This window comes from Tateyamaria sp. (genome assembly GCF_039945315.1).
Classification (GTDB): domain Bacteria; phylum Pseudomonadota; class Alphaproteobacteria; order Rhodobacterales; family Rhodobacteraceae; genus Tateyamaria.
The window spans coordinates 56,923-77,474 of record NZ_JBDUXB010000018.1 but is presented as its reverse complement, the minus strand read 5'-3'; the positions used below and the strand labels follow the sequence as shown (position 1 = coordinate 77,474).

Genomic DNA, 20,552 nt, shown 5'->3' with positions numbered 1-20,552 from the left:
CATGGCCCACGCAAAAGATCACGACTATCACATCCTCTCGCCATCAACGTGGCCTTTGCTTGGCGCTTTGGCCGGTTTTTCTATGTTGTTTGGCGCCGTCCTTTGGATGCACGATGTTACACCGTTCCTGTTTCTGGCTGGGTTCGTCGCGGTACTCTATGTCATGTTCGGATGGTGGACTGACGTCGTAGCAGAAAGCCGGATCGGAGATCACACGCCTGTCGTGCGTATCGGTCTGCGCTACGGATTTATCCTGTTCATCATGTCTGAGGTCATGTTCTTTGCCGCTTGGTTCTGGGCCTTTTTCAAAGACGCTATCTATCCGATGAGCGAATATGTGGGCACCACATATGTCCGCCCCGAAATCTACCATGTGGATGCGTTCCACCTCCCGCTGATCAACACGTTGATCCTTTTGCTTTCGGGTTGTGCTGTCACATGGGCGCACCACGCGCTTGTGCACGGCGGCCAGCGTAAAGATGTGATCAACGGTTTGGCCATTTCGGTTGTACTGGGCGTCGCATTCACCTGCCTGCAGGCCTACGAATATTCCTACCTGCTCTACAAAGGCTGGGAATTCGGCAACGACACGTTCTTCTCTGCATTCTTCATGGCTACTGGGTTTCACGGGGCGCACGTGATCATCGGCACGATTTTCCTGTTCGTGTGCTTGTTGCGCGCGATGAAGGGTCACTTCACCGCTGAAAAGCACATCGGTTTTGAAGCTGCCGCATGGTACTGGCACTTCGTTGATGTTGTTTGGCTGTTCCTGTTCCTGGCCGTCTATATCTGGGGCGTGGCACAGATGCCCGGCACCCATTAAGCCGCAGCCACACTTGGCACAGACAAAGCGCGCGGGTTCCGCGCGCTTTTCACGTTAAACGGGGACACGCTGCCGATGGGGCGCCTCTGGTTTCTTTTGACAATAGGGTTGATCGGGATGGCTATTCTGGTCAGCCTCGGCGTTTGGCAAATCCAGCGTCTGGTGTGGAAACAGGGCATGCTGGCCCGCATCGAGGCGCAGATCAGTGCGGACCCTGTGCCACTGGCTGAGGCGCTTGATCCGGAATTCCTTCGCTATGCCCCGGTCGAGATCACCGGCCATTTCGGGCGGTCGCATATCCGCATACTCGCGTCGCGCAAGACGACAGGCGCCGTTTACCGCATTATTCGCCCGTTCCGCACCGATGACGGAGCTTCCATTCTGATCGACACGGGCTGGCAGCTGCAGGCACGCGACGTGTCGGACGTGTCCCAAGACTTGCTTACACTCATTGGCAACCTCGATGCTCCGCAAGAGGCGGACGGGTTTACGCCGGACCCGGACACCAAAGGCAACATCTGGTTTGCCCGTGATGTGCCTGCCATGGCCGCGGCGCTTGGCACCGATCCGGTGCTGGTCGTCCTGCGTGATGCGCCGGAAACAGACCTTGGCGTGACGCCCTGGCCTGTAGACAGTGCTGGCATTCCCAACGATCACCTGCAATACGCCATCACTTGGTTTTCGCTGGCCGTCATCTGGGTGGGCATGACTTTGTATTTCCTGCGGCGCACCCGCCGCCCCGTCGCGAAAGGCTAAGAGCGATGCAATACATCTCGACCCGGGGGCAGGCGCCAAGCTTGACCTTTGAGGACACTATGCTGACTGGTCTCGCCCGCGATGGTGGCCTCTATGTGCCTGAAACAATTCCCCAGATGGACGCCCATTCCATCGCCGGGATGGCTGGGCAAAGCTACGAAGAGATTGCCTATACCGTGATGCGTCCCTTCGTCGGCGACACCTTCACCGATGCGGAATTCAGGGGCTGCATTAACCGCGCCTATGCAGGCTTTGGCCACGCAGCGCGCGCACCGCTCGTGCAACTGGATCAGGGCCACTTCCTGCTCGAACTTTTCCACGGGCCGACTTTGGCGTTCAAAGACTTTGCAATGCAGCTGATCGGCCAGCTGTTCCAGACGGCCCTTGCGCGCCGCGGCGAGCGGGTGACGATTGTGGGCGCAACCTCAGGAGACACGGGGTCGGCCGCCATCGAGGCGTTCCGGGGGCTGGACAACGTGGATGTTTTCATCCTTTACCCGCACAATCGCGTGAGTGAGGTGCAGCGCCGCCAGATGACGACGCCGGTTGAGGCGAACGTGCATGCGTTGGCGCTCGACGGGGACTTTGACGATTGTCAGGCCCGCCTCAAGGACATGTTTAACGACTTTGAATTCCGCGATGGCGTGAAGCTGGCCGGGGTCAATTCGATCAACTGGGCGCGGGTGCTGGCGCAGGTGGTATATTATTTCTCGGCCGCTGCATCGCTTGGCGCGCCAACACGCAAGGTCAGCTTTACCGTGCCTACGGGTAATTTCGGCGACATCTTTGCCGGCTACATTGCCAAACGTATGGGGTTGCCCATCGACAGGTTGGTAGTTGCGACCAACCAGAATGACATTCTGCATCGCGCGCTGTCGGGGCAGGGGTATCACAAAGGCGATACGATCCCCTCAATCAGCCCGTCCATGGACATTCAGGTCAGCTCCAACTTTGAGCGCGCGCTGTTTGACGCGTATGGGCGCGATGGCGGGGCTGTGGCGCAGTTGATGGATGAGCTTAAGGCAGGTGGGTTCGAGGTAAGCCAAGGCGCGATGCAGGCCTTGCAGGATCATTTTGACTCCGGGCGTGCATCCGAGGGCGAGACAAGCCAAGCGATCACCCGCACGCTGGCGAACACGGGCGAGTTATTGTGCCCGCATTCCGCCGTAGGGGTCCACGTTGCCGCTAGCCACATCGAGGCTGGCACACCAATGGTCACGCTTGCCACCGCGCATCCGGCCAAGTTCCCGGATGCAGTCGAGGCAGCGACGGGCATACGTCCCCCTCTTCCCCCCCGCATGGCAGACCTGTATGAGCGTCCAGAACGGCTGACCCGGGTGCCCAATGACCTTCAGGCACTCAAGGACCATATCAAGGAACACCGCGCGAAATGAGATCACTGAATTGAGCACGCAGACACATACCCTGTCCAACGGGTTCCGCATCGTTACTGAGAATATGCCCGGCCTCGCCTCGGCCTCTATCGGCATCTGGGTGGGTGCAGGTGCACGGCATGAAGCGCCCGATCAGAACGGCATCGCGCATTTTCTGGAGCATATGGCGTTCAAAGGCACGCAAAAGCGAACTGCGTTGCAAATCGCCGAAGCCATTGAGGACGTTGGCGGCTATATCAACGCCTATACCAGCCGCGAAGTGACGGCCTACTACGTGCGTGTGCTGGAAAACGATGTGCCGCTGGCTTTGGATGTTCTGTCGGACATCCTGCTCAACCCCATTTTTGACGAAGGTGAGATTGAGGTCGAGCGTGGCGTGATCCTGCAGGAGATCGGGCAGGCGCTCGATACGCCTGACGATGTGATCTTTGACTGGCTGCAAGAGCAGGCCTATCCCGAACAACCCCTTGGCCGCACGATCCTTGGACCAAGCGAACGTGTTTCGGCCTTTGATCGCTCTGATCTGTCCCGCTTTGTTGGTCAGCACTATGGCCCCGAACAGATGATCCTGTCCGCAGCAGGAGCCGTCGATCACGACGCGCTTGTGCGGATGGCCGAAGAGGCCTTTGGCCAACTACCGCGTCGCCCTATGCTGATCGCGGATACGGCACGCTTTGCGGGCGGTGAGGTTCGTCAGGGAAAATCGTTGGAACAAGCCCATTTCGCTCTGGCCTTTGAGTCTCCGGGCTACAGGGACGACGCAATTTACACGGCGCAAGTCTACGCTAGTGCCCTCGGAGGCGGCATGTCCTCGCGCTTGTTTCAGGAAATCCGCGAGAACCGGGGACTGTGCTACACAATCTTCGCCCAGGCCGGAGCCTATGCGGATACCGGCATGACCACGATCTATGCAGGAACGTCAGCGGACCAGATTGCGGACCTTGCCACTATCACCGTCGACGAGATGAAACGAGCCGCGGGTGATATCAGTCAGTCTGAAGTGGACCGTGCGCGCACACAGATGAAGGCGGGGCTGCTGATGGGGTTGGAAAGCCCATCCAACCGTGCAGAACGCTTGGCCCGATTAGTGCAAATCTGGGACCGTGTGCCACCCTTGGAAGAGAGCGTAGCATTGATTGATGCGATCACTGTCCGAGACGTCCGTGACTTTGCCGAGCAGATGGCGTGCAAGGCACCGATGGCCATGGCGCTTTATGGCCCGGTGGACGCAGCCCCGAGCCGGGATGCTCTAGAGGAGCGCCGCGCCGCCTGATGCTGCTAACAAAACGGAAATTGCAGATCGAGACCGAGCGCATGTCGCTGCGCCCGCCGTCTCATTCTGACTTCCGTCCCTGGACGTCGCTCAGGGTAGCAAGCGCGGACCATCTGACCCCGTGGGAGCCAAGCTGGGCCAGCGATCATCTGACCCGCAAGGCCTTTACCAATCGCGTGTATTGGGCACAAAGATCCGTTTCCGCGGGGACGGCCCTGCCGCTGTTTCTGTTCCGACGTAAGGATGACGCGCTGATGGGTGCGATCACGCTTGATAACATCCGGCGCGGCCCGGCACAGGCAGGCACCCTTGGGTATTGGACGGGCGTGCAATTTGCCCGGCAAGGGTACATGCGCGAGGCGATTCTGGCTGTGGTGCACCATGCGTTCACCCGCCTTGACCTCAGCCGGATCGAAGCCGCCTGCCTGCCGGAGAACGCCGCCTCAAGGGCATTGCTGGAAACCTGCGGGTTCAAATATGAGGGCGTCGCCCAAAGCTATCTTCAGATTGACGGGCGCTGGAGAACGCATGTTCTTTACGCAAGTCTGCGTATGGATCGGCGCGGTCGAACTGACGCGGGATGAAATTCTGACACAGAATTTCGCCAATACTTTTGAAAAACTGCTTTTTCGCTCTAAGCTCAGACCATGCGACCCGTCGTGCTCCTTCTTGTCCTCACGCTTTTGCCGGCCACGCTCGCCGCACAGGAGACCCGCGCGCCCAGCCACTGTATTGCGCTGGCAAATGATATCAACGGGGCACAGTACGTCCACAAGGCCAGCTACAATGTCGATGTGGCCGCCGAAACCGTACGTATTCACTACATCGCCCACGCCTCTTTCCTCATCCGGACGGCCGGAGGGCTGAACATGGTGACGGATTACACGGGCTTTACCGGGTCTGCTCCGATGATCCCGGATGTTGTGACCATGAACCACGCACATGAGACCCACTGGACGGCCTTTCCTGACCCAGCCATTCCGCATGTTTTGCCCGGGTGGGGTGAGTTTGGACAGGGCATCGATCACCGTGTCGATCTGGGTGAGGTGCTGGTGCGCAATGTATCTACCGACATCCGGTCGGAGTGGTCGGGGATTGAGGATAACGGAAATTCGATCTTCGTCTTTGAGGTGGCAGGTCTGTGCATTGGGCATCTGGGGCACCTGCATCATGAACCCAACGACGAACAATATGCCGCCATCGGGCGCCTTGACGTGGTTATGGCTGCGGTGGATGGCGGCAACACTGTGAGCCTACCCACTATGATGCGCATTATTGATCGCCTGCGCTCCTCCATCGTGATCCCGATGCATTGGTTCGGGGACTTCACGCTGAACCATTTCCTCGACGGGATGCGCGACACGTTTCAGGTGGTCGACGTGGGTGGTCCTGCACTGGACGTGTCGCTTGATCGGCTGCCAAGCAGGCCCACGATTATGGTGTTGCGCCCGGCATGGCTGACAGTACAAGCTGAGTAGCCTTAGGCACCGCGCCAAAGCTGGTGCCACCACAGTCTCCAAAAGGGTCCGGGTCATGCTGAATTCATTGACACCTGAACGCGCGGCGGATCTGCGCAAAACCTTGCCTGCGGACAGGTTCGCTGAACCGGATGCGGGGCATCTGCAAGAACCGCGGGGGCGTTATCACGGCGCGGCGGGGTTGCTGGCACGCCCGCGCAGCGTCGAAGAGGTTGCTACATTGGTCCGCGCAGCGGCGGCGGCCCACGTGCCCGTCATTCCCTACGGTGGCGGCACCGGGTTGGTTGGCGGGCAGTTGGCACCAGACGGACCTTTGCCGCTGATCCTGAGCCTTGATCGGATGACGGCCATCCGGGATGTGTTTCCAGACGAGAATGTCTTGGTGGCGGAAGCGGGTGCGGTACTGGCAGATGTGCAAACTGCGGCAAGCGATGCGGGCCGGCTTTTCCCTCTGTCGACGGCAGCCGAAGGATCTGCGCGCATTGGTGGCGTTCTGTCTACCAATGCCGGGGGGACGGCGGTTTTGCGCTATGGCAATGCACGCGATCTGTGCCTGGGGATCGAAGCCGTACTGCCGTCGGGCGAAATCTATCGCGGGCTCAGTCGGCTGCGCAAAGACAACACTGGCTATGATCTGCGCAATCTTTTGGTCGGGGCCGAAGGAACGCTGGGCATCATCACTGCCGCGTCATTGAAATTGTTCGCGCAACCTCAGCATCGGGGCACGGCTTTGTTGCAAGTAACTTCGCCGCGTGCGGCGCTGTCCTTGCTGGCCATGGCGCGTGATCAGGTCGGGGAAAGTGTGACCGCCTTTGAACTGATCAACGGCCAAGGTTTTGCATTTCTGGCTGAGACGATGCCGCAGGTACGCAACCCGTGGGAAGAGGCGCCCCAGTGGAGCGTGCTGATCGAATTGGGGTTGTCGGGGGGGCTTTCGGCCGAGGCCGCACTTGAGCACCTGTTTGAAACGGCGCTTGAGGCGGGGTTGGTGGCTGATGGGATGATCGCCCAGAACGAGGGCCAGCGCACAGATTTCTGGACCATCCGCGAAAGTATCCCCGAGGCCAACCGGCGCATCGGGGCGATATCTTCGCATGATATGTCTCTACCGCTTGGGGTGTTGGCAGATTTCATCGAAGAGGGTGGGGCGCGGCTCGCGGCATTGGGTGATTTCCGGATCAATTGTTTCGGCCATGTTGGGGATGGAAACCTGCACTACAATGTCTTCCCTCTGCCGGGGAAAAGCCGGGCGGACTATGGAAACAAAAAGGAACAGGTCTACAGGGTGCTCCATGATCTGGTCCATGAGATGGGCGGGTCGGTGAGCGCCGAACATGGAATCGGACGGCTCAAGGTCGATGACCTGGAGCGCTATGGCGATCCAACAAAACTGACCACGATGCGGGCGATCAAGGGGGCACTGGACCCACTGGGCATAATGAACCCGGGCGCTGTTCTGCGCACCTGACGCAGTATCCGCCCATGTGGCTCCATGGGCGGATACTGCGCAATCCCAAAGGGATCACTCCGTTACGGGCGTCCATTCATCTGTTGGATCGAATGCCGTCATCTCAGACGCCAGTTCAAGGGTGTCCTCTCCCAGTAACGCCTCGAGGATCACGCCGTTTTCCGACACCATGAAACTGTGCAGACCTGTTTCGCCATAGACTGCGGGAACGGCCAGCATGGCGTGCCCGCCCACCATATTGCCATTGACGATGTAGCTCATGGCGCCGCCCGGCGCGGCATCGGACTGTTCGGTCAGAACGCGGAAATAGTATCCAAAGAACGGCTCTGGTGGTTGATCGGAAGTGCCGTCGTTATATCCCGTCGCTGACGCGCGGGCGAAGAGCTCACCCAGCAGCGTATCTTCTTCGGGCCAAAACAAACCGTCTCTTGCTTCGGACGAAGAAGAGATCACTTGTTGCGCGAATTCCATGACCCCGTCGCCATCCATGTCCGTCTGGCGAAAGTTGCGTTGGACATCGACATATGCGTCCAGAAGTTCAATGATTTCGAGCTCGTTTCCGCCAATTTCGCGCAAACGCACTTCTTCGCGCCCTGCTTCATTGTCGAAAGACCACTGCCCCTCTGCACCCTTGGCAATCGGGACCGGAAAGAGCCAGCCCTCAACTCCGAGGGCGATCATCACTGAATTGTCCTCTTGGGGTTCGAACCGATACCCTTCTTGATAAAGGCCAATCAGGGCCAACCGATTAATCTGATCCTCTACCGGATCACCTTCGGACAGATAGTCTGCCGCGTCTTCACCGAAAACGGTCAGTACGGCGGACTTGTCGGCCGCGCGTAACCCAGTCATCAGGGCGTCAAGCGCATCTTGTGGCGTGGCATAGCGCGCAGGCTCGGCAACGCCCGCCCCCGCGACAAAGCTGATCAACGTAACTGTTGCTGCAATTTTGATGGCATTCATGTCTTCAGCCCCTTCTTCTCGCTTTGCCGCCACTCGCCTTGCCGCGACCGGACGCTTTTCGTGCTTTGTTCCCACCTGATTTTTTGTTGATCGCCTTGGGCTTTTTAACCGATTTGGGTCTCGACACATTCTTGGCTGGGGCCTTCTTGGCGGCAGGTTTTTTGACTGCAGCTTTCTTTGCGGCGGCTGGTTTGCTTGCTTTGCTTGCCTTTGGCGCGTTCGCTTTGAGGTTGTCACGCGAGATATTGCCATCCCTGGATTTTGGCATCGTTTTGCGGACGGCATCCGGTTTCACCGCAGCGCCGGGACGGGAAATGTCAGGTGCGCCAGTGGCCCCGGACAGTTTGCTGCGCAGGGCATCTGAATTGCTTTCAGATTTCTTTACGGGCAGTTTGGATTTTCCTTCGCCATCCCGTTTTGTCGAGATTTTGTCGCGTGCTTCTTTGGTGCGGTTGTCATCGGGTTTCCAGCCGCCATCCGGACGGCGGTCGCCGATATTGCCGGACCCGATGTTGTTGCCGATGTTCACATTTCCATCGACATCAATGTCGATGTCCGGGTTGCGATAGATCGGGCCACCGCCCCATCCACCGCAGTTCCGGCACCCCCAATAGTCATTCCAGTCGTCGTCATCGTCAAAGATGGCGTCAATAACGGTGTAGGTCCCAAAGGCAATCAATCCTGCGGTCAGGGCGTCCCCGACGACATCGCTGTTGTCCTGTGCATAGACGACTTCGGAATCATACTGAGGGACGTAGACGACCTCTGGGTCGGCTGGCTGAATGACGATGTCTTCTTCTTCCGTCACTTCAACAACCTGTTCCTCGCCCGAGATCAGTGCGCCAGAATTGATTGCTTGGGTCCGCATGGTTTGGACCGCTGCCATGACGTCGTCCGTCTGGGCGAGCATCGCGTCGCCCATGGTTTCAGTCCATTCGATGTGGAGAGCCATGTCTTCGATGACTTCGGGAAATGCGACGGCAAGAACCTCGACACTTTCATCCCAACCTTCTGCTTCGACCGCCGCTTTGATGGTTTCGGGGTCTTCGCCTTCATTTACGGCCAGCAAGCGATCACCCTTGATCACCTGCATTGGATTGGTCGAGGCAACGAGGACCTGAATCAGCAGGGTATCGGGATAGAGCGCCACAGGCGCCACCAAGTTTTCCACTTCAGCCTGCGTTAAAAGCGCATCTTCTGATACGGCATCGGTTTCCGCATCCTCTGTTTCAGTGGACTGCGCAAAGGCTGTCGACGTTAGCAAAGCCAAAAAGGCTGTTAAGCACCCAAAAGGTTTCCACATAGACTAAACCCTCCATATCCGAAGACGTAATAGCTGTATCTAACACCATAATTTTCCGGCTGGTAAGCTGATTCCGTGGTAAGTAGCGTCTCGGATGTGGTTGGCTCCTGGTGAACTACCCCATTTGTTCAAACATCTTTTCAATCCATTGCCCGGTTGCACAGTTGTAGTTCGCGCCGAATGAACGGACCCTGCCAGCTATAAACGCCTCCCGTCACTTTTTTGGCCATTACTCGCCCTCAAATTCACAAAGCGCGTGCACGTCCATTCCCATCGACTCGAGCCGTTCCCGCCCACCGATGTCGGGCAGGTCAATCACGAAAGCACAGGAGATGATCTCTCCCCCCAGCCGTTCGATCAGCTTGATCCCGGCCTCTGCCGTGCCCCCGGTTGCCAACAGGTCATCTACAAGCAAGATCTTTTCACCTGCCTGAATGGCGTCATCGTGCAGTTCCACGATCGCTTCGCCGTATTCCAGTGTGTAGGCCTGTGAGATCGTCGCGCCGGGCAGTTTGCCCTTTTTGCGGATCGGGACAAACCCCACGGACAATTGGTGCGCGATGGCCCCGCCCAAGATAAAGCCACGCGCCTCAAGCCCCACCACTTTGTCGATTTGCATCCCCGCATAAGGGTGCAGCATCTGGTCTATCGCCATTCGGAACCCGCGCGGGTCTGCAAACAGCGTGGTCACGTCGCGGAACATGATCCCTTCGTGTGGGAAGTCGACAATGGTGCGGATGTAGTCGCGCACGGTTTTGTTGGTTGGCATGCTTGGGCTCCGTGTCATATCTGGTTGCCATGTGATGGGACGCTGTGCCCGAAGGCAAGGAGATTGGATCGGTGAAGCGACGCGATCTTATGGCGGTGGGTGGTTTGGTGGCGTTGGTGGCCGGCTGGCAGGTTTTTGGCGTGCGCCGCCCCGTTTTGGAGTTTCACGATGTCGCGGCCGCACCCGGTTGGCAATTTGCAGTCCTTGGTGGGATTTCGGCGGCCTCTGGATCGGATTTGATGACCATTGGGTTGGACGTCGGCCCGCCTGCTTTGCCGGGTGCTGATCTTGACGCTGTTGTACACCGCGACCGGATGGACGGTGCGGTGCCTGTTGCTGTTTTTTCGGATTTCTTTTGCCCGTATTGTCGTGGTTTGATTGGGCGCCTTGTTGCCCGTGGTTCTGCGCCTGACATCGCGATCAGCTGGCATGAATTGCCGCTATTGGGCCCGCAGTCTGTGCTGGTGGCCCGCGCGGCGGAGGCGGCGGGGTTGCAAGGGGGGTATGCCGCGTTTTACGCGCAGATGTTGTCGGATGGGTTTCGCCCGTCCCCTGCGTGGATGGCCACGGTGGCAGAGGCGGCGGGGCTGGACGGCGCGCGGTTGGGCCGTGACATGGGTGGCGATGTGGTCGCGGACCGGTTGTTGGCGTCTGCCCGTGCTGCCAAGACTTTGGGCTTTATCGGTACGCCAGGTCTGGCCGTGGGCCGCTATGCCGTTCTGGGGGCGTTGCGCACGGATCAGATGGAGGATCTGATTGGTCGGGTTGGTGTCTGAGCTACAGTATCCGTCCTGCCACCGCATCAAGCTTGGCCATGAGCGCTACATCGCGCGCCTCTGGACGTGTGAGGATGGCGTATTCCAGCGCGCGGTCGCAGCCGTGGGGGCAGGGGGCGCGGTCCTTGCCAAGCAGACCCGGTAGTTTCGCTACCATGCTGCGGGCTTTGTCTGCGTTGCCCATGAGTGTGGCGATGATTTGCGTGACGTCCACCTCGCCGTGATCGGGGTGCCAACTGTCATAGTCGGTGATCATGGCGACAGAAGCATAGCACAACTCGGCCTCGCGGGCGAGTTTGGCCTCGGGCATGTTCGTCATGCCGATCACGTCCGCGCCCCAGCTTTCCCGGTACATTTTGGACTCGGCGAGGGTCGAGAATTGCGGCCCCTCCATCGCAAGGTAAGTCCCTGAAGAATGGACGTTAATACCGGTTTCCGTGGCCGCCGTGATGCAGGCCTGTGACAGGCGCGGGCAGGTGGGGTGGGCGACGCTAACGTGCGCGACGCAGCCGGTGCCAAAGAACGACTTTTCCCGCGCAAAGGTCCGGTCAATGAACTGATCCACAACGACGAAATCGCCCGGTGCCATTTCTTCGCGAAACGATCCACAGGCAGAGACCGAGATTACATCCGTCACTCCGATCCGCTTGAGCGCGTCTATATTGGCGCGGTAGGGGACAGTGGTGGGGGAATGCACATGCCCGCGCCCGTGCCGGGGCAAAAAGGCCATGTCGACCCCATCCAGAGTGCCGGTCAAAATCTGATCAGAAGGCGCGTCCCATGGGGTTTCGACACTGACCCATTCCGCGCCTTCGAGCCCGTCGATGTCATAAATGCCGGAGCCGCCAATTACGGCGATTTTGGTCTTGGTCATGGGGGCCTCTTGCGCGGATATCGCACCAACTAAAACAGGCAAAATCACGATGCACAACCCGTGCACCCCGTGCGGACAGAGTGTGCACAGGATTGTGTGACAGAGTGGCGTCGTTTGCTAGTGCGGCTCTGGGCGCTATGTTTGTTTTTCTGACAAAGCGGGCATTCGTCGTGGCTGGCGTCAATGACCGGTTTGCGGGACGAAGCCGCCGTTCGCTTTGGCCTGCACCAGTGACCGCTGTGCGGACATTGCCGACATTACTTTTTTCATTTTTGTGGCCAAAAGAATTTGGCTTTTGACGGCTCACCACGCCAAGCGATGCGCAGCATAAACCTTGCTATGAGACCACTTTATGGACAATGCTCTGTTCGTACTGGCTATTTACGAGCCTCTGTTCACAAAATAAAGGAAAACCGATGTCAGCGACACTTTTTGATCGCCTTGGCGGTACGAAGGGCATTTCCAAAATCGCCTCCGATCTTGTCGATAATCACATGGCCAACCCCCTTATTTCTTCTCGGTTTGCTGGCAGCGATGCGGATAGTATGAAAAAGAAAGCAGCAGATTTCTTTTCTACGGGGTCCGGGGGGCCGCAAGTCTACGATGGAAAGGACATGTTGAGTGCCCACAAACACATGAATATTTCTGACAATGAATATATGGCAGCCGTAGACGACTTGATGGCGGCACTTTCAAATTCCGGTGTGGGCGACGCAGAAAAAGCGGAAGTGCTGTATATATTTTACACTCTTCGTCCGGAGGTTGTTGGCGTATAGCGTAGTCTGCATTGGGCTCAAAGCAGCCATTCGCTACAGCCTGGGTGAACGACCGCTCTGCGGGACGCAGCAGCCGTCGGGCCTTGCCCTAGTTTCTGGCGATCGCTAGCAAAATTTCAGCCACAGTTTCTTTTGCCGGGCTTACCTCCATCAACTGATGCGGGCCTTCGACCGTGATCAGGTTCCAGCCGCGTTTTTCGACACGGGCCGGTGCCTCGACTGCGCGCATGTATTGAAAGAAAGGGTTGCTGTCGTTGGCCACGATGATTGTGCCCGGAAAGTCCGGCGTGCCGTCTGGCAGCGCCAACCGATCAGTGTAGGACTTGAAAGGATGCGGTCTCATCGTTGGCAATGCTTCGCGCAACCCGTCTTTCGGAATAAGCCATCCGTCCCCGTCTTTCTCGACCATCGCATCCACTTCGTCTCTTGTGGCCGCGTCGAAAAAGCTGGTCATCAGGCTTTCGCCGTCATCCGCAGGCACGGTATCCAGGTACACCAGATGTTTGATACGGTCTGGCTGTTCCGCAGCGGCCCCAGTGATCACGGTTCCCCCATAGCTGTGGCCAACGAGGATGACGTTGTCTAGATCACGCCAGCTCAGCGCGTTTGACACATCAAACACGTGCGTAGACAGACCCGTTTCCTTTGATAGAAGGTGCTCTTTCTCGCCAAGACCCGTCAGAGTCAGTTCGACCACTTCAAAGCCCTCATCCCTCAGCAATATGCTTAAGGGTTCATACTGACCGGCCCACTGAAACGTGCCGTGAACCATGACAAAAACCGGTTTGCTTACAGACCCTTGCTGTGTCGCGGTCTGGGCAACGGTAAAATTGCCCAAGGAAAGCAAAGCGGCGACTGCCAACAAAACGGTTGCAATTGCCTTTCTGAAATTCAGCGTAATCTTCGCCCCATCTGAACGTGTCCGAAGCGACCCTGATAGAAAGCGGCGTTTCGGGTCAAGCGATTTAATCTTTTCGTAGCATGACCAGACTCGGCTGTCTGTTTTGGGCTAAAAGCAGCCGTTTGCTGCAATGAACATGAACGGCGACTAAGGGCCGTAGGCCTAACCGCTCTGATCCGAGGTCATGGTTGGACCGCACTCAGACGGCCCCGCAGTGTTACATCTGATTATCAGGCAAAGAATCTCGGCGCTTGGGCTGGCCACCCCTTGCAACTAAACCTTTGGGCTGGCGTAGAATTCGCCCCGCTTGGGATATGCTTTCGAGCCACGCGTGCTGATCTTGGCCTTTTGTTAACCTTGAACTGCCCTGTAAATCGAAGAATACGGTGACTTTTTCAGCGCACCTGTTACGTCACGCCCAAAGGCTGGGCGCTGGCATGGCTATTCGCGAAGTGATCCGTTAAGGCCCACGGAAAGCAGGACCACAAGCAGACAGGATTCCCATGGCCTTTTTCGATTTTTCGAACATGCGCACCTCCACCCGTTTTGGCGATTTCTCTATCGCGCCGGGCGAGGTCAAGCTGACGCCCGGCCAAATCCGCACCGATCTGCTTTCGGGTCTGACGGTTGCGCTGGCGTTGGTGCCGGAGGCTGTGGCCTTTGCCTTTGTCGCCGGGGTACACCCGCTGGTCGGTTTGTATGCCGCCTTTATGGTGGGGTTGATCACGGCCATTTTTGGGGGCCGCCCGGGCATGATTTCGGGGGCCACGGGAGCCTTGGCCGTTGTCATGGTTGCGCTGGTTGCACAGCACGGGGTCGAGTATCTGTTTGCCACTGTTGTGCTGATGGGATTGCTCCAGGTTTTTGCCGGTGTCATGCAGTGGGGCAAGTTCATCCGCCTTGTGCCCCACCCGGTTATGTTGGGCTTTGTCAATGGGTTGGCCATCGTGATCTTTCTCGCGCAGCTCACGCAATTCAAGGTGCCCGGCAGTGCTGAGGCCTCAGGCCATGGGATGGCAGGGGGTGAGTGGCTGAGTGGTTTGCCGCTTTATTTGATGCTGGGCCTTGTTGGCCTGACGATGGTGATCATCTGGCTGTCGCCGCGTGTGACGCGGTTCATTCCTGCCCCCTTGGCGGGCATCGGGATTGTGGCGGCCATCGTGATTGGCTTTGGTTTGGATGTGCCCCGTGTGGGCGATCTGGCCAGCATTGAGGGTGGGCTGCCGCAATTCCATATTCCGGCCGTTCCCTTCAACTTGGAGACGTTGCAGATCATTCTGCCCTATGCCGTGATCCTCGCCGCGATTGGCCTGATTGAGAGCCTTTTGACCCTGAACCTTGTTGGTGATCTGACCAAGCAGCGTGGCGGGGCCAGCCAAGAATGTATCGCCCAAGGTGTGGCCAACACGGCCACGGGTTTCTTTGGCGGTATGGGCGGTTGCGCGATGATCGGGCAGTCGATGATCAACGTGAAATCTGGCGGGCGCACGCGCATTGCTGGCATTTCTGCCGCGCTATTTTTGCTGGCCTTTATCCTTGTGGGGTCATCCGTGATCGAGCTCATTCCCTTGGCTGCGCTGGTGGGTGTGATGTTCATGGTGGTGATCGGGACGTTTGCGTGGAACTCGCTTAAAATCCTGCGCAAGGTGCCGTTGACGGACGCGTTTGTGATCGTGCTGGTCACTGTCGTGACGGTGATGGAAGACCTTGCTGTTGCGGTGGTCGTCGGCGTGATCGTATCAGCGTTGGCCTATGCGTGGAACAACGCGCGCCGCATCCACGCTACGACCCGCGATTCAGTCACCGAGGCAGGGGCGAAGGTTTATGAAATCCACGGTCCTCTGTTCTTTGGATCGGCCACCGGGTTTATCGAGCTGTTCACCGTCGAGACCGACCCGCGCGAAGTGATCGTTGATTTTGCGGACAGCCGTGTGGTGGACCAGTCTGCCTTGCAGGCGATCGAGGCGGTTGCGGGCAAGTATGCGGATGCCGGTAAGCGCGTGCAGTTGCGCCATCTGACCCATGATTGCCACAAGTTGCTGACCAAAGCAGGGCACCTGATCGTTGATAGTGACGACGACCCGGACTACGAGGTTGCGACGGATTACGGCGTGCGTACAGGTATTTTGGGCGACCACTGAGGCTTGGCCGTTTGGGTCTGGTGGCTGTGCATCGTGATTGGCAGTGAACCTGTCTAGGCCCTCAGCAAATTGCCAAAGAAATCTTTGATTTCTTGGGTCGCCGTGATCGGCGTTACCAAAGCCACATGTTGATCCGGCCTGATCACAATGGCTGCGCCTTCGATCCGGTCTATGCCGCGCATATCGAAAATGTCGCCTTGGCTTGGTGCCGGGCAAAACGCCTTTTCGTAGTCGGTGAGGCCGAATTGCCCCTTTGAGGGTCTCAGCAGCGTTGGCAGTTTCGAGAAATCCATCTCTCTGTGAGCGGTCTGAAAGACAGCGCGCGTGTCAATGACGGCGTCGATATCCTGCCCTGCAGGTGTGACGTTTTTCATCAGGTCCGCAAGGTTCGCGCACAACGTCCCGACTGAACCGTCTGTGCGGCCTGTGTCCGAGGCTGGCGCAAAGATGATAATGCGCCAACGCCCGTCGGCCCTGAGAACATGGCCAAGCTGCATCGGTTTGGCATCCCCAAGCCGAATGACAGGAGCGGAGTGGAACCGTTTGCCAACGGGATACCCCGACGCAAGGTGCTGATGGTTCTGGGGGCCCGTAATCAGAGACGGCTCATATTGCGTCTCGACGCCCGCTGTATAACGCCCATGTCTTTTGAAATAGGCTTGGAAACGCGCCGCGTCTTTTTCGGTTTTCGGTTTTTCGCTGAACAGACGCGCCATGTCGCGGTCAAAATCGATCAGTTCTTGGGCCTTGGCGCGACGTTCGCCGGAATATGTGTCCAGCAGGGCGACCGGGGATCGCCCGCGCAGAACAGCGGCGAGTTTCCAACCCAGATTAAAGGCGTCCGCCATAGAGACATTCATCCCTTGCCCTGCCTTGGGACTGTGTGTGTGACAGGCATCGCCAGCGATGAATATACGGGGCTGCTTTGTCCCGCGTTCTGTCTTTGCGACATCATCAAAGGCGTCACACACGCGTTGCCCGATTTCATATGCTGACCACCACGCGACTTGGGCCACCTCAAAGTCAAAGGGAGACAGAATTTTGCGGGCCTTCTGGATCAATTGGTCTGATGTGACGCCCCGGTCTGCCGCCCGTTCATCAGGGCCCAATTCATCAAGTTCAATGTAGAGGCGCACCAGATAGCCGCCTTCGCGCGGGATGATCAGTATGCTGCCCTGATCCGCGGACTGGATCGCACATTTTAATCTGATGTCGGGAAAGCTGGTCGTGCACAAGACATCCATCACACCCCAAAGCTGGCGTGCCGATTTGCCTTCTAACGCGCGCCCGATTTCGGAGCGCACTTTGCTGCGTGCGCCGTCACAGCCGACCACGTACCGCGCCCGAATGGTTTGGGTTTCTTCTGGGCGATCCACATTGGCAATCTTTGCTTTGATGGGAAAATCGTGGGCATCGTCGCGGGTCAGGGCAACCAGTTCCTGACTGTAATCCGGCGACGGGCGACTTGGTGATTTTGCCATAGTTTCAAGGTAGAAATCGTGAACTCGCGCCTGGCTTAAGATGATGTGGGGCATTTCAGAAAGATCGTCTTCGACATCCTGAATGCGCTCGGCACGTTCTAACGATGATCCGTCTGTTCCCGGTCTCCAAAAGCTAACTTCGTTGACGTGATACCCTTCCTTGATCACACGTTCTGCGAACCCAAACGCCTCGAATATTTCAACCGATCGGCACGCGATACCGTCTGCCTGACCAAACTCCAACGGGCCGGGTTTGCGCTCGATGAGACGGACCGAGATGCCACTGAGAACGCTGAGTTGCGTGGCCAGCGTCAACCCGGCAGGGCCACACCCAACGATCAAAACATCGACGGCATCCTTGGCGACGGAGTCGCGGGCAGGGGCGATAGAAGGATCTCCGGTGCGAAAGCCGTCAAGATGGTACTGCATAAACAAGTCTTTCGCGCCAAGTGGCGTCTTCAAGGCGATCTTATCGACAATGGATAGGGCATCGTGCCGTGGTCGTGCAAATTTTTGGATCCGGTCGCAACCAATCTGTCCACTCTAAGGACGCAGTTGGAGGATCGAAATTACAACGGCGCGGTTCCGGCGGAGCCGGAATCCATGTTGGTTTCCAACTGTTTTTACATCAAAAAGCCCGCTCAGAGCTGTTCCAACGCCGAGATATCATGAGCGAGCAAGGCCGGGACGGCCAGCTCAACGCGCTCTGCTGGCCAGTCCCACCATGCCAGCCGAGCCATGCGCGCGCAGTCCTCGTCCGAGAACCGCCGTTTGACCACCTGACCGGGGTTGCCGATCACAACTGAGAAATCGGGCACCTCGCCCCGCACAACGGCCCCCGCGCCGACGATCACGCCATTCCCAATCCGCGCCCCCGGACACACCAGCGCACCATATCCCAGCCACACGTCGTGCCCGATCACCGTGTCGCGCGTATCGGGTTGGTAGGTGGCGATTTGCGCGGGATCGAAGATGGGGAACGGAAATGTGGTCAGCCCGTCCGTCGCGCGATTGGCCCCAGCCGTCAAAAACCGCACCCCGTGCGCGATCTGACAGAACCGCCCGATGCGCAGGCCACCCGGTCCCGCGCCGAACAGGTAGGGGGCCAAATGCGATGCCCAATCAGAGGGCGCTGCAAAATCGGAGGCATAGGTGTAGGCACCTATATCCCAGCCCGGATGATTGATCACCTGATCCAGAAAAACGGTACCTTGATGGTGCAAGCCATCAGGCAGGGTGACGGGATAGGAGCGGGAGGCGTCTGGAAACATATCACGTCTTTGCAGATTTCAGGCGAAACGCGCAAGTTCGACAGCGGCGCGTCCTGATCTCCACGTAAAAATGCCTTGCCTAGTGGCCTACCAAGTAGCCTTTTCTGCCTTGATGGCTTTCCTGAAGTCGTTAACGGCTTTTTCGGCCTCTTGCATGGCTTTTTCCGCCCGCCCTAGGGCTTCACTGGCCTTCTTGCGATTGGGCGGTAGACTTTTTTTGCCCCAGTGACAGGATTTTTGCATCGAGGGCCGCGCACTCTTTGGCAAGTTTTTCCGCTGCGGCAGGATCCTTCAACTGCAGTTTTTCGAACTGCTTCTGCATGACGACCACCTCGCCGCCCAATTTGAAGATATCATGCCAAGTCTGTCCGTTGGCGCAGTAGGCTCCGTATGCCTTTTCTGTTTCCCTATTTATGGTCAGATATGCATCATACAGCTTGTTCTTGGCGTTCAGATTGATCGCGATAATATCGGCGTTGTCATCCTTGTCCTTTTTGAGCTTCGCCATAAACTTGACGTAGTCCGACGTCTTCATTTCAGGCAGAGGCTTGCCATAGTTCAGCGCCGCCAGCGTCATTTGATCAATCTGACCGCTGGGCTTTTGATTAACCTTTTTCTGGAACTTCTTTGTGGCGGCTTCCGTGAGAGGTCCGAAAATCCCGTCCTCATCCAGTCTTGCTCCGTTCCTGTTAAGCAGCTTTTGAGCGTTCTTGGTCTGGTTTCCCTTAGCGCCTCTTTTCAATACAGCCATCGAATCTCTCCATAGAAATATGAATAATACGGTAGCAGCTTTGCTCCTTTGCGTCCTGAGGGGTCATATTGTAGGCAACCTCTTGCGTGTGTGATAGCCCGGTGCAAAGACGGATGCGACCGGCGCGTATCATGGCTGCAAAGCAGCTTTACTCGCCCGGGCGTTTGAGGCTGAATTTGTCCCGGATCACCCCGTAATCGCGATATCCTAGCCGCGTCAGGGGCTGGTATTGCAGCACGTCGAAAATGCCGTCCACAAGGCAGTCGTCGCGCATATGCACGCCCACCACTTCGCCAAAGACCACATAGTTCGAGGGCCCTTCGATTTGCACGATTTGCGTCACCTTGCACTCTAGGGACGCTGGGGCTGCGCCAACGCGGGCGCAGTTGATCTCTCCGCACTCGGCCTTTTCGATCTCGGCCAGTTCGAATTCGTCTGTGCTGGCCTCCCATGGGCCTGAGGTTTGGTTCATCGCGTCCTTCATCGCGTATTCCACGATGTTCACGCAAAATACGCCGGTTTCGCGGATGTTGGAGACGGAATCCTTGGTGCCGTCCCGGTCATCTTTGGTTCCGGTCGACGAAAACATGACCTGTGGGGGCACATAGGCCACGCCGTTAAAGAACGAATAGGGGGCCAGATTGTCCGACCCGTCCGCGCCGCGTGTCGAGATCCAGCCGATGGGGCGCGGCGTGACGATGGCGTTGAAGGGGTTGTGGGGCAGGCCGTGGCCATCGGCGGGGCGGTAGAACATGGAATCTCCTGATCGGTGGTTTGCGCAAGGACTACCCCCATGCTAGGGCGACAACCACCCCTGACGAGACCTGCGATCCGGCACCATATGTTCCATTTGACCACAGAAACCCCGGACGACTGGTGGGAGGTCGAGGCCCTGTATGACCTGTGCTTTGCCCCCGGGCGCGAAGCGTTGTCGTCGTACCGCCTTCGTGATGGAGTCGATTCGGTGACCAGCCTGAGCCTTGTCGCCCGTGATGCAGACGGCACTGTCGGTGGTGCTATCCGGTTTTGGCCGGTTCGTATTGGGGCGGCTCGTGCCTTGCTGCTGGGCCCTGTGGCCGTGCACCCGACCCATCAGGGCGAAGGGTTGGGGGCCGTTTTGATCGAAACTTCGATGGCGGCGGCGGCGTCTGAAGGATGGGAGCGGGTGCTGTTGATCGGTGATGCCCCCTATTACGGTCGCTTTGGGTTTGCGCGTCTGAACGCGGTTGTCATGCCCCCGCCGACCAATCCCGAGCGGGTTTTGGGCCATGCCTTGCGACCCGGTGCGTGGGACGCCATTGCCGGTGAAGTGACCCGCAGCAATTGAAACGAAGGCTGCGCGGCCCAATCTATA

General features: G+C 57.9%; 20 protein-coding genes. 11 read left to right on the top strand and 9 right to left on the bottom strand.

Going from position 1 to position 20,552, the window contains the following annotated elements; genetic code table 11:
- Position 1: 1 nt before the first annotated feature.
- From ABJD00_RS04815 to ABJD00_RS04785, 7 genes are all read left to right on the top strand, one after another.
- Complete coding sequence (locus ABJD00_RS04815; protein WP_413829928.1) at positions 2-823, top strand: cytochrome c oxidase subunit 3; 822 nt, start codon at positions 2-4, stop codon at positions 821-823.
- 75 nt (positions 824-898) lie between these two features.
- Positions 899-1,579 carry an SURF1 family protein gene (locus ABJD00_RS04810; RefSeq protein WP_413829926.1) on the top strand — a complete coding sequence of 227 codons (681 nt, stop codon included), beginning with the start codon at positions 899-901 and terminating at the stop codon, positions 1,577-1,579.
- Positions 1,580-1,584: 5 nt separating this feature from the next.
- Positions 1,585-2,973 (top strand): threonine synthase, encoded by a 1,389-nt coding sequence (thrC, locus tag ABJD00_RS04805; RefSeq protein WP_413829924.1) that lies wholly within the window; start codon positions 1,585-1,587, stop codon positions 2,971-2,973.
- A gap of 10 nt (positions 2,974-2,983) precedes the next feature.
- The gene (locus ABJD00_RS04800) at positions 2,984-4,246 is read left to right on the top strand and encodes a M16 family metallopeptidase (RefSeq protein WP_413829922.1); all 1,263 of its coding nucleotides are present in this window, start codon (positions 2,984-2,986) and stop codon (positions 4,244-4,246) included.
- A complete protein-coding gene (locus ABJD00_RS04795; protein ID WP_413829920.1) occupies positions 4,246-4,830 on the top strand; it encodes a GNAT family N-acetyltransferase in 585 nt (194 codons plus the stop codon). Before ABJD00_RS04800 ends, ABJD00_RS04795 begins: the two co-directional genes overlap by 1 nt.
- A gap of 63 nt (positions 4,831-4,893) precedes the next feature.
- Positions 4,894-5,724: an MBL fold metallo-hydrolase gene (locus tag ABJD00_RS04790; protein ID WP_413829918.1), complete on the top strand. Its 831-nt coding sequence runs from the start codon at positions 4,894-4,896 to the stop codon at positions 5,722-5,724.
- A gap of 55 nt (positions 5,725-5,779) precedes the next feature.
- Positions 5,780-7,192: an FAD-binding oxidoreductase gene (locus ABJD00_RS04785; protein ID WP_413829916.1), complete on the top strand. Its 1,413-nt coding sequence runs from the start codon at positions 5,780-5,782 to the stop codon at positions 7,190-7,192.
- Between the two features lie 54 nt (positions 7,193-7,246).
- Here ABJD00_RS04785 and ABJD00_RS04780 read toward each other — a convergent pair whose 3' ends face one another.
- From ABJD00_RS04780 to ABJD00_RS04770, 3 genes are all read right to left on the bottom strand, one after another.
- Positions 7,247-8,155, bottom strand: coding sequence for a DUF2950 family protein (locus tag ABJD00_RS04780; RefSeq protein ID WP_413829914.1), 909 nt, complete (start codon positions 8,153-8,155; stop codon positions 7,247-7,249).
- 4 nt (positions 8,156-8,159) lie between these two features.
- Positions 8,160-9,458: a DUF3300 domain-containing protein gene (locus ABJD00_RS04775; protein WP_413829912.1), complete on the bottom strand. Its 1,299-nt coding sequence runs from the start codon at positions 9,456-9,458 to the stop codon at positions 8,160-8,162.
- 229 nt (positions 9,459-9,687) lie between these two features.
- The gene (locus ABJD00_RS04770; RefSeq protein WP_413829910.1) at positions 9,688-10,227 is read right to left on the bottom strand and encodes an adenine phosphoribosyltransferase; all 540 of its coding nucleotides are present in this window, start codon (positions 10,225-10,227) and stop codon (positions 9,688-9,690) included.
- A gap of 71 nt (positions 10,228-10,298) precedes the next feature.
- Between ABJD00_RS04770 and ABJD00_RS04765 the strand changes: the two genes are divergently transcribed.
- A complete protein-coding gene (locus ABJD00_RS04765; RefSeq protein ID WP_413829908.1) occupies positions 10,299-11,003 on the top strand; it encodes a DsbA family protein in 705 nt (234 codons plus the stop codon).
- Between the two features lies 1 nt (position 11,004).
- Here the strand turns inward: ABJD00_RS04765 and ABJD00_RS04760 are convergent, their stop codons facing one another.
- A complete protein-coding gene (locus ABJD00_RS04760; protein ID WP_413829906.1) occupies positions 11,005-11,877 on the bottom strand; it encodes an S-methyl-5'-thioadenosine phosphorylase in 873 nt (290 codons plus the stop codon).
- 416 nt (positions 11,878-12,293) lie between these two features.
- Here ABJD00_RS04760 and ABJD00_RS04755 point away from each other — a divergent pair, with 416 nt between their 5' ends.
- Positions 12,294-12,653 (top strand): group I truncated hemoglobin, encoded by a 360-nt coding sequence (locus tag ABJD00_RS04755; protein WP_413829904.1) that lies wholly within the window; start codon positions 12,294-12,296, stop codon positions 12,651-12,653.
- Between the two features lie 88 nt (positions 12,654-12,741).
- Here ABJD00_RS04755 and ABJD00_RS04750 read toward each other — a convergent pair whose 3' ends face one another.
- Positions 12,742-13,491, bottom strand: a complete 750-nt coding sequence (locus tag ABJD00_RS04750) for an alpha/beta fold hydrolase (RefSeq protein WP_413830024.1) — start codon at positions 13,489-13,491, stop codon at positions 12,742-12,744.
- Positions 13,492-14,081: 590 nt separating this feature from the next.
- Here ABJD00_RS04750 and ABJD00_RS04745 point away from each other — a divergent pair.
- A complete protein-coding gene (locus tag ABJD00_RS04745; RefSeq protein WP_413830022.1) occupies positions 14,082-15,695 on the top strand; it encodes a SulP family inorganic anion transporter in 1,614 nt (537 codons plus the stop codon).
- A gap of 53 nt (positions 15,696-15,748) precedes the next feature.
- Here the strand turns inward: ABJD00_RS04745 and ABJD00_RS04740 are convergent, their stop codons facing one another.
- From ABJD00_RS04740 to ABJD00_RS04725, 4 genes are all read right to left on the bottom strand, one after another.
- Positions 15,749-17,605: an FAD-dependent monooxygenase gene (locus tag ABJD00_RS04740; protein ID WP_413829902.1), complete on the bottom strand. Its 1,857-nt coding sequence runs from the start codon at positions 17,603-17,605 to the stop codon at positions 15,749-15,751.
- Positions 17,606-17,817: 212 nt separating this feature from the next.
- Positions 17,818-18,447, bottom strand: a complete 630-nt coding sequence (locus tag ABJD00_RS04735; RefSeq protein ID WP_413829900.1) for a CatB-related O-acetyltransferase — start codon at positions 18,445-18,447, stop codon at positions 17,818-17,820.
- Between the two features lie 181 nt (positions 18,448-18,628).
- On the bottom strand, positions 18,629-19,198 hold the full coding sequence (locus tag ABJD00_RS04730; protein WP_413829898.1) for a peptidoglycan-binding domain-containing protein: 570 nt from the start codon (positions 19,196-19,198) through the stop codon (positions 18,629-18,631).
- Positions 19,199-19,346: 148 nt separating this feature from the next.
- Positions 19,347-19,952 carry a flavin reductase family protein gene (locus ABJD00_RS04725; protein ID WP_413829896.1) on the bottom strand — a complete coding sequence of 202 codons (606 nt, stop codon included), beginning with the start codon at positions 19,950-19,952 and terminating at the stop codon, positions 19,347-19,349.
- Positions 19,953-20,039: 87 nt separating this feature from the next.
- Here ABJD00_RS04725 and ABJD00_RS04720 point away from each other — a divergent pair, with 87 nt between their 5' ends.
- The gene (locus ABJD00_RS04720) at positions 20,040-20,525 is read left to right on the top strand and encodes a GNAT family N-acetyltransferase (RefSeq protein WP_413830020.1); all 486 of its coding nucleotides are present in this window, start codon (positions 20,040-20,042) and stop codon (positions 20,523-20,525) included.
- Positions 20,526-20,552: the final 27 nt, after the last annotated feature.